5 protein-coding genes are annotated in these 8,748 nt (G+C 41.0%); 4 read left to right on the top strand and 1 reads right to left on the bottom strand.

Annotation, left to right across the window (positions count from 1 at the left end):
• Positions 1–340, bottom strand: a 340-nt coding sequence (locus AAC155_RS18435; RefSeq protein WP_275658243.1) for a POTRA domain-containing protein, incomplete at its 3' end; no start/stop codon positions are given.
• 1,381 nt (positions 341–1,721) lie between these two features.
• Between AAC155_RS18435 and AAC155_RS18425 the strand changes: the two genes are divergently transcribed.
• From AAC155_RS18425 to AAC155_RS18410, 4 genes are all read left to right on the top strand, one after another.
• Positions 1,722–2,522 (top strand): MBL fold metallo-hydrolase, encoded by an 801-nt coding sequence (locus tag AAC155_RS18425; RefSeq protein WP_113043666.1) that lies wholly within the window; start codon positions 1,722–1,724, stop codon positions 2,520–2,522.
• A gap of 659 nt (positions 2,523–3,181) precedes the next feature.
• On the top strand, positions 3,182–3,331 hold the full coding sequence (locus AAC155_RS18420) for a hypothetical protein (protein WP_158536602.1): 150 nt from the start codon (positions 3,182–3,184) through the stop codon (positions 3,329–3,331).
• Positions 3,332–3,513: 182 nt separating this feature from the next.
• Positions 3,514–3,648 carry a hypothetical protein gene (locus AAC155_RS18415; RefSeq protein WP_262405159.1) on the top strand — a complete coding sequence of 45 codons (135 nt, stop codon included), beginning with the start codon at positions 3,514–3,516 and terminating at the stop codon, positions 3,646–3,648.
• Between the two features lie 56 nt (positions 3,649–3,704).
• On the top strand, positions 3,705–8,735 hold the full coding sequence (locus AAC155_RS18410) for an alpha-2-macroglobulin family protein (RefSeq protein ID WP_113043665.1): 5,031 nt from the start codon (positions 3,705–3,707) through the stop codon (positions 8,733–8,735).
• The last annotated feature ends 13 nt before the right edge of the window (positions 8,736–8,748 follow it).

Raw genomic sequence — 8,748 nt, 5'->3', positions numbered from 1 at the left:
TTTGCAATTGGGTCATCAGCCGGCTAATGCCTTTATCGCCCAGGCAATGGTTTTCGCCCTGTTGGGCGACACGCCTGAACGGCAACCAGTGCGGGAAATTTTCGGTGCCTGCCAGTCTGACGCGGGTGATAGGAAAACAGGGGGTTTCCACCGGAAAGGCGGCTGACGCCCCCGTTTCCGGTACAGACAGGCGAACCTCCGCAGGCGGCGGGGCTAATTGCGCCTCCAGGGCTTGCTGGCGGGCCTGTTGATGAATGAGTTGTTGTTCTGCGATGTCGGCGGCCTGACTGCCTGAGACTGCGCTACAAAAAACTATTAATACTACAATACTGCTTTTCATTGACTTTCTATTCCACAATGCCGAAGCAGTATTAACCACAAATTTAGCTTAGTGATCAATGTTTAGGGTTGATTATCAACCGGGCAACTAAAATAGGGGGTTGGTTAAGATGGCAGCAAAAACAAAGGGTTATATTGCAAGGCAAAAAACAGGCCAATGTGATTATTTTGTGACAATATTGTATAAAAAATAGATTAATATTAATCATTTAATAACCAGCATTAATAATTTCAAATAAATTTTATTGTTTTATTTTTATTATGTGATTCGCATCACATTTATGATGATTTGTTTCGGTATGAAACTACATAAAATGTGACGAATATCGTTAATTTGTGATGAGGAATTACCTTTTCTGACTTATATGAGGATTTATCCATGTCAATCTTGCTTTTTACCCGCCGTTCGATTTGCCAGAAAATCATTTAGCCTAAATCCTTTATAATTATATGGGATAAATAGCATGATTTATTGGCGTCATTGCTCACCTTGGGAAAGGGGGAGCAATGAAAATATCAATGGGGTAATCAGGCAATGCTTTCCAAAGGGAACTAAATTTAATGAAGTCTCTGAATAGGAAATAAATTTTGTGGTAAACCGATTAAGTAATCTCCCGAAAAATTCGGTCTACCAATTATTTTTAAATATATTAATTCTATTTTTACATGAAAATAATATGTTTTTTATCGTATTATTAATAAAGGTGTTAATAATGGCTAGATATAAATAGATATATTATGTTTATAATGATAGGTTATTTTTCTATATAAAGACAATTATTTATTTCTATATTTAAATTTTTATATAATATAAATTCAAATTATATTTGATAAATATATTATAATGTGGATAAAATGAGAGTGGTAATGTAAGTCAATTTCTGGTCTTATAGTGATATTTCAAATTAATCATTGTCAATTACGTTAGGCATTAGTATTTACCCTATGGATTTCAAGATGCATCGCGACGGCAAGGGAACGAATCCCCGGGAGCATAGATAACTATGTGACCGGGATGAGTGAGTGCAGCCAACAAAGAGGCAACTTGAAAGATGACGGGTATAGTCTATTTGATTAAATTAGTTGAATAGCCTACCGTTGAGTTTTATTTATTAATAATGTATTCATCTCTGCTTTTAAAAATATGTTGTACAGCAAGGTATAATATTTGTGTGTTAATATTGCAAGACAATAAATATGATAGAGATATAATCATTTCATGTTGAAAAATTAACTGTCAGTAGAGGGGAGGGAATTTGTGATCTGCTTATAAAAATGTGACGATATAATGGCTTTTCATTATTTTATTGATGTACGTCAATGCTATTGTTACCTGTACCGTTTAATAGAAGCATGACTTCAACAAAATTAATGGATATGCTATGTCGTTAAAAATAACTGTACTACTGGAAAATAAAACATCTGATTCATATTTGATAGCTAAGCCTGGTTTGAGTCTTTTACTTGAAGATGGTGAAGAGAAGATAATTTTTGATACCGGCCCGGATGGTAGCTATATTGAGAATGCAAACAGGATGGGGATATCTATTGATGATATATCCAAAATTGTTATCTCTCATGGGCATTCTGACCATATAGGTGGTGTTAACTATTTTCCCCATAATGCTAAATTAATATGTCATCCTGATGCATTAAATGAGAAATACTATGGTGTTATGTTCAGGAAAATGGCGTTAAAATTTAAAAAAATGTCGGGTAAAATTAATAAACGAGTCAAGAAGAGAGTTTTCTTTCGTTTAACGAAATCGCATATGAAGATAAGTGAGCGATTTATTTTTTCAGGGGAAATAGCAAATGATCATCGAAAATCCTTTGGGTTAATTAGAAAGAGCTCTTGGGACAATGATTATATATTGGATGATAGTGCGTTAATTTGGAAAAGCGATAATGGATTGGTGATTATCGTTGGCTGTGGTCATTCTGGTATTTGTGAAATTATTAACCACGCTAAAAGGATTACCGGTGTGGACAAAGTATTCGCAGTAATAGGCGGATTGCATTTAAGGAGAGCGTTACCGACGGAGTTATTGAAGATCAGAGAATTTTTCATAAAAGAAAACATAAAAGAGGTTTATGGATGTCATTGTACTGGTAGCTGGGGAAGACTTTGGTTACCAAATGTCAAACAGCTAAAAACAGGACAGGTATTATTAGTCGAGTAACATAATGAAAGTCATTGAGAAAATGGATGTTCATCAGGTTATTACCCCATTTGCGGCAGCGTTGGGGTTGAGGATTTTATTGTTATTTTATAAAAAACAATTTGTATATTCAGTATTTCACGCAAGTTATTATGGCCACTTTTGGTAAGAAAGTGGCACTCTATTTACAGATTACAGATTACAGATTACAGATTACAGATTACAGATTACAGATTACAGGTTACAGGTTACAGGTTACAGGTTAATGGTAATTTCTGCATTAGAAGTTAAATGTGTTTTATTTACATGGCTTTTTATTTGTTATAAATATCTTATTGAGATAATGATTAGTCTTAATAAATGGCTAATGATGCGTTAAATAAAGTATTCTATATACAGTTGTTAAGGTTATTTATTGCTTTTATTAATGGAGACCATTAATTCATAAATAATATAAATAATAGCAATGAACTATGAGATAATCATCGGTGTTGTTTGGTTTATAATCCTATTAATATGTTTTGTTGGGAAAAATAATAGTATACTGGAACCGGATATATTTAATCCGATAGTGATATTTATAACCGGTACGATAATAATAATTTCCTGTTTATACCCTATGGATTTCAAGATGCTTCGCGACGGCAAGGGAGTGAATCCCCGGGAGCATAGATAACGATGTGACCGAGTGCAGCCAACAAAGAGGCAACTTGAAAGATGACGGGTATATTCAATTTGTTTTATTGCTTGTAAATTATCAAATAGATGGTGCAGTAAAGGTCTATCTTCGGCCACTGAGAGAAATGACGAAAATTCATTTTAAAAAATAATTTTACAAGATATATAGAGTTCTTAATGAAAAATTGAATCGATAAATTTAGGTTTATTTATCGTTTCTGTGATGTTTAATTCATTAAAATAACAGGCTATTATATGAACTTAATGTCTTTACGTTGCTTATATAAATAGGCGGTATATAGTTGATTCATCTGTTTAATTTAAATTTAATATATTGATTTATACCCAATGGATTTCAAGATGTATCGCGACGGCAAGGGAGCGAATCCCCGGGAGCATAGATAACGATGTGACCGGGGTGAGTGAGTGCAGCCAACAAAGAGGCAACTTGAAAGATACGGGTATATAAAGTTATTCATTAAATCCTGCCACCAGTTGGCCGGAGTTAAGACAGGGGTTATGGTTATGAATCAAGGTCAATTCTGGCAACGGCCAAGAAGAAACAAACGTTATTTGGTGGTGATTTTAGCGTCTTTGTTGATGCTTTCTGGTTGTGACCAATCTGATAGCACTGATAATAAGCAAGCTGCTCAACCGCAGTCCACGGAAATTCAAAGTGAAAAAGCACCTCAACAATCAAATACTCCCCCAAAATCAGTAAAACCGAAAGATGCAGCATCACTGGCTGAATTAGTAAAACGTTATGCCGGTAAACCAGTGAAGATTCTGGATGCCTCGGAAGTTCAGCTTGATGGCGCTAGTGCAATGGTGGTGACATTTTCTGTTCCTTTAGATCCGAATCAGGATTTTGCGCAGAATGTCCGTTTGGTGGATGTCAAAGAGGGCAAACTTGATGGGGCGTGGGAACTGTCAGATAACATGATGGAACTTCGCTTGCGCCATTTGCCGCCCTCCCGTAAGTTGCAATTGACCGTAGATAAAGATGTTAAAGGTATCAATGATCGTCAACTCGAAACGGCTTATGAGAAAACGCTGACAACCGCGACGATTTCTCCGTCTGTCGGTTTTGCCAGCAAAGGCTCTTTGTTACCCAGTAAAGTTGCTGAAGGTTTGCCGGTATTGGCTCTGAATGTTAATCGTGTTGATGTTAATTTTTTCAGGATAAAAGAGGTGGCATTACCGGTTTTTATTGCACAGTGGCAATATCGCAATAATATGAATTCTTGGGAATCTGAAGAGATGCTCAAAGATGCGGAACTGGTTTATACCGGCCGTTTCGATCTGAATCCAACACTGAATACCCGCGAAAAATTACTGTTGCCATTAAGTAATATCAAAGAGTTACAGCAAGATGGCGTTTATCTGGCAGTGATGCAACAAACGGGTAAATACGCTGATTCCAATCCAGCAACAATGTTTACCTTAAGTGATATTGGTGTTTCTATGCACAGCTATCTGGATAAGATGGATGTGTTTACCCAATCTTTGGCGCAAGGTAGCAGCCTGAAAGGGGTGGAAATACGGCTGTTGGATGAGAAAGGGCAATTATTGTCAAAGGCAACAACGGACGATGATGGGCACGTCAGCTTAGAAAAAAATGCGAAAGCGAAACTATTGCTCGCTACTCATGATCACCAAACCAGTATGATTGATTTGGTATCACCGGCGCTGGATCTGTCTGAATTTGATATCTCTGGTCTACAAGGGTACAGCAAACAGTTTTTTGTTTTTGGACCTCGTGATCTCTATCGTCCGGGTGAAACGTTGATTGTCAATGGCCTGTTGCGTGATGGTGATGGCCGTGCAATGAAAAGTCAGCCAGTTAAAGTGGATGTACTGAAAACCGATGGTCAGGTTGTTCGTAGTTTTGTCTGGCAACCCGAAAATGGGTTGTATCAGTATCGCTATGCGATCCCCCAGTCAGCGGCTACCGGGCTCTGGTCGCTACGTTTTGATTTGGGCGATAACAAACCCCGTTATTACAAGTTTAATGTCGAAGATTTTATGCCGGAGCGCATGGCTCTGGAAATTAGTAGTGAGTCGCAACCCGTGATGAAAGACCACGATGTGGATTTCGCGATTAAAGGCCGTTATCTATATGGCGCACCTGCCGCATATAATCGCTTGCAAGGGCAATTATTTCTGCGTCCAGCTCGGGATGCGATAGCAAAATTACCTGGCTATGAGTTTGGTGCGGTTACAGAAGACAATCTTAGTCGCACATTGGATGAGTTTGACTTGGTTTTAGGTAATGAGGGTAAAGCCGTAATTAATGTCAGTGCCGACAACTGGAGTTCGGTCTCTTCGCCGGTAAACGTCATTGTACAGGCAGGTTTGCTTGAATCTGGTGGCCGCCCGGTAACTCGTCGAGTTGAACAGGCCGTTTGGCCGGCAGAAAAGCTGGTTGGTATCCGTCCGTTGTTTAATCAGAAAGAGATTTATGACTATCGCGTAGGTCGTTACCAAAGTCGTTACAATGTGGATGAAAATTCACTGGCGCAATTTGCGGTGGTGTATGCCGATGCCAATGGAAAAAAATATGCTGCAAAAGATTTAACTGCCCGTCTGGTTTATGAACGCCGTGACTATTATTGGCGTTGGTCGGATGGTGAAGGTTGGCAATCAGGCTATGACCAGAAAGATTTGGTGATGGCGGATGAACATATCCAGATTGCTCAAGATGGTACGGCAAAGGTCAGTTTTCCGGTTGATTGGGGGTCGTACCGTATTGAAGTGGTTAATCCTGAAAATCAATTAGTGACCAGCGTTAATTTCTGGGCAGGTTACTCATGGCAGGACAATACCGGTGGTACAGGGGCTGTTCGTCCTGATCAGGTGAAGTTATCTCTGGATAAACCCGCTTATCAGGTAGGTGAGAAGATAAAACTGCATATGGTTGCACCACAGGCCGGTAAAGGTTATCTGTTGGTGGAATCCAGTGAAGGGCCACTTTGGTGGCAAAAAATTGATGTGCCAGAACAAGGTTTGGATGTGGAAGTGCCGGTAAATAAAGAGTGGCGTCGTCATGATCTTTATTTAACCGCTGTGGTGGTGCGTCCAGAGGATAAATCTCGTCAGGTGACACCGAAACGGGCCATTGGCGTGTTGCACCTGCCGTTGGCTGATGAAAATCGTAAGCTGGATTTGACGCTATCCGCACCGGAAAAAATGCGTCCGAATCAGAATCTTACTGTTAAAGTCAAGGCGATACCACAGCAAGGGCGGAAATTACCCAAGCAGGTTAATGTGCTGCTTTCTGCTGTCGATACGGGGGTGCTGAATGTCACGAATTTTAAAACGCCGGACCCCTATGAGGCTTTCTTTGGTCGTAAGCGTTACAGTGTCGATCAATATGATGTGTATGGTCAGTTGATTGAAGGTGAAGGCCGTCTGGCGAATCTGCGTTTTGGCGGTGATGGTGATGATAGCGCCCTTGATCGTGGAGGCAGAAAGCCATTAACCGAAGTTAAGATTATCGCTGAACAAGCACAGCCAGTGACGCTGGATGAAAATGGCGAAGGGCAGATTGTTTTGCCAATCCCTGATTTCAATGGTGAATTGAGGTTGATGGCTCAAGCGTGGAGTGAAGATGAGTTCGGCCACGGTGAAAATAAAGTTGTCATTGCTGCGCCGGTGATTACACAGATGGCACTACCTCGCTTTATGGCGAGTGGTGATCATGCATTGTTGTCGTTGGATTTGACTAACTTGACTGAACAGACGCAGAACTTGACCTTGAACTTTGCTGCTAATGACCTGATTAAGTTAGAGGGGGATATTAGCAAAGCGATAACATTGGAAAAAGGCAAACGCACCACAGTAGAGATTCCGGTCACAGCGGATTTGGGGGTTGGTCAAGGAGAGGTTTCCCTGACGATTGATGGTCTGAATTTACCCGGTGAAAATCTGAAACCGTATAAAAATAGTTGGAAGATTGGTGTGCGTCAGGCACAGCCAGCGGAAACTGTTCTGTTCGCTAATGTTATTCATCCGGGAGAAGAGTGGCAGTTGCCGTTAAATGCCTTATCGGGTTTATCACCAGAAGGCACCGAGGGGCAGTTGCTACTGAGCAGCCGTCCACCGTTACAGATTTCACGCTATATTCGTGAATTGTACGCCTACCCATATGGCTGTCTTGAACAGACAATCAGTGGGCTTTATCCGTCACTCTATTCGAACAAATCAGAGCTGAATAGTTTGGGTATCATGGCGGAAGATGATAATAAACGCCGGGCAAGTATTGATGAGGGAATTATTCATCTGTTGAGTATGCAGCGTCATGACGGTAGCTTTGCTTTATGGGATAAAACCGGTGATGAAGAATATTGGTTAACGGCTTATGCCACCGATTTTCTATTCCGTGCAAGTCAACGAGGTTTCAGCATCCCTAAAGAGGTGTTGACTTCTGCCAATAACCGTCTGTTACGTTATTTACAGGATAAGAGTGTTATTAACTATCCCTACAGCCAGAATCAGGAAGCAATGCGATTCTCGGTTCAGTCTTATGCTGGTCTGGTGCTTGCCAGTCAACAGAAAGCACCATTGGGCGCTCTGAGACAAGTTTATGAACGCCGTCAGCAAGCAGGCAATGGCTTGTCACTGGTACAACTGGGAGTCGCACTGAAATTGATGGGGGATAACACCCGAGCAGATGAAGCGGTTCGTTTGGGGATCAGTAAAAACCGGAATGATGATTTAGATTTAGGTGATTACGGCAGTGACATCCGTGACAACGCAATGATTGTTGCTCTGTTGACTGAAAATAACATGTTAATAAAGGAACGTGATGAGAAATTGCTGGCTCTGTCTGATGAATTGACATCCCGCAATTATTTCTCAACTCAGGAGAGTCATTCACTCTACTTGGCGGGACGTTTCTTTATTGATACATCAGTGCAGCCGTGGAAAGCGGTGATTAATCAGCGGACTTCACCAATAAGTAGAGATAAGCCCTATAGTGAGATGCTGTATCCACAGGATATTCAGCAAGGTGTGAGTATCAGTAACCTTGGTGACAGCACGCTCTATTCACGAGTGAATGTGGTGGCCTACCCACTGCGCTCTCCGAAACCTTACGCTAATGTGCTGAAAATTCAGCGTAGCTATCTGGATATGAAAGGTAATCCGGTTTCCATTGACCATCTGAAAAGCGGTGAAATGGTGGTTGTGAAGCTGATGGTGAGCTCAGATAAACCCGTACAGGATGCTTTGGTTGTTGATTTATTGCCCGCCGGCTTGGAGCTGGAAAACCAGAATTTGGCTAACAGCAGTGCCAAGTTGAGTGAGAGTGCCGCTAATCTTCAGGAGTTGATTGGCGATATGCAACAGGCGACGATTCATCATATTGAATATCGTGATGATCGATATGTGGCGGCAGTAGCGGTTGATCCGTCTCAGCCAGTGACGTTGCTCTATCTGGCACGTGCTGTAACTCCGGGTGTTTACACCATTCCTGCGCCACAGGTGGAATCTATGTATGTGCCTTACTGGCGTGCAGTGGGTTCTACACCTGAAAAACTGGAAGTTGTCCGCTAAATTTGTCAGCCCT

Source organism: Photorhabdus sp. HUG-39 (genome assembly GCF_963878365.1).
Taxonomy (GTDB): domain Bacteria; phylum Pseudomonadota; class Gammaproteobacteria; order Enterobacterales; family Enterobacteriaceae; genus Photorhabdus; species Photorhabdus kayaii.
The sequence above is the reverse complement of the archived record's forward strand: the minus strand, read 5'-3'. Positions and strand labels throughout refer to the sequence as shown.

Bases quoted from the DNA above. Each gene is read 5' to 3' on its own strand.
- AAC155_RS18425 (WP_113043666.1), top strand. From the start codon at position 1,722: ATGTCGTTAAAAATAACTGTACTACTGGAAAATAAAACATCTGATTCA.
- AAC155_RS18410 (WP_113043665.1), top strand. From the start codon at position 3,705: ATGAATCAAGGTCAATTCTGGCAACGGCCAAGAAGAAACAAACGTTAT.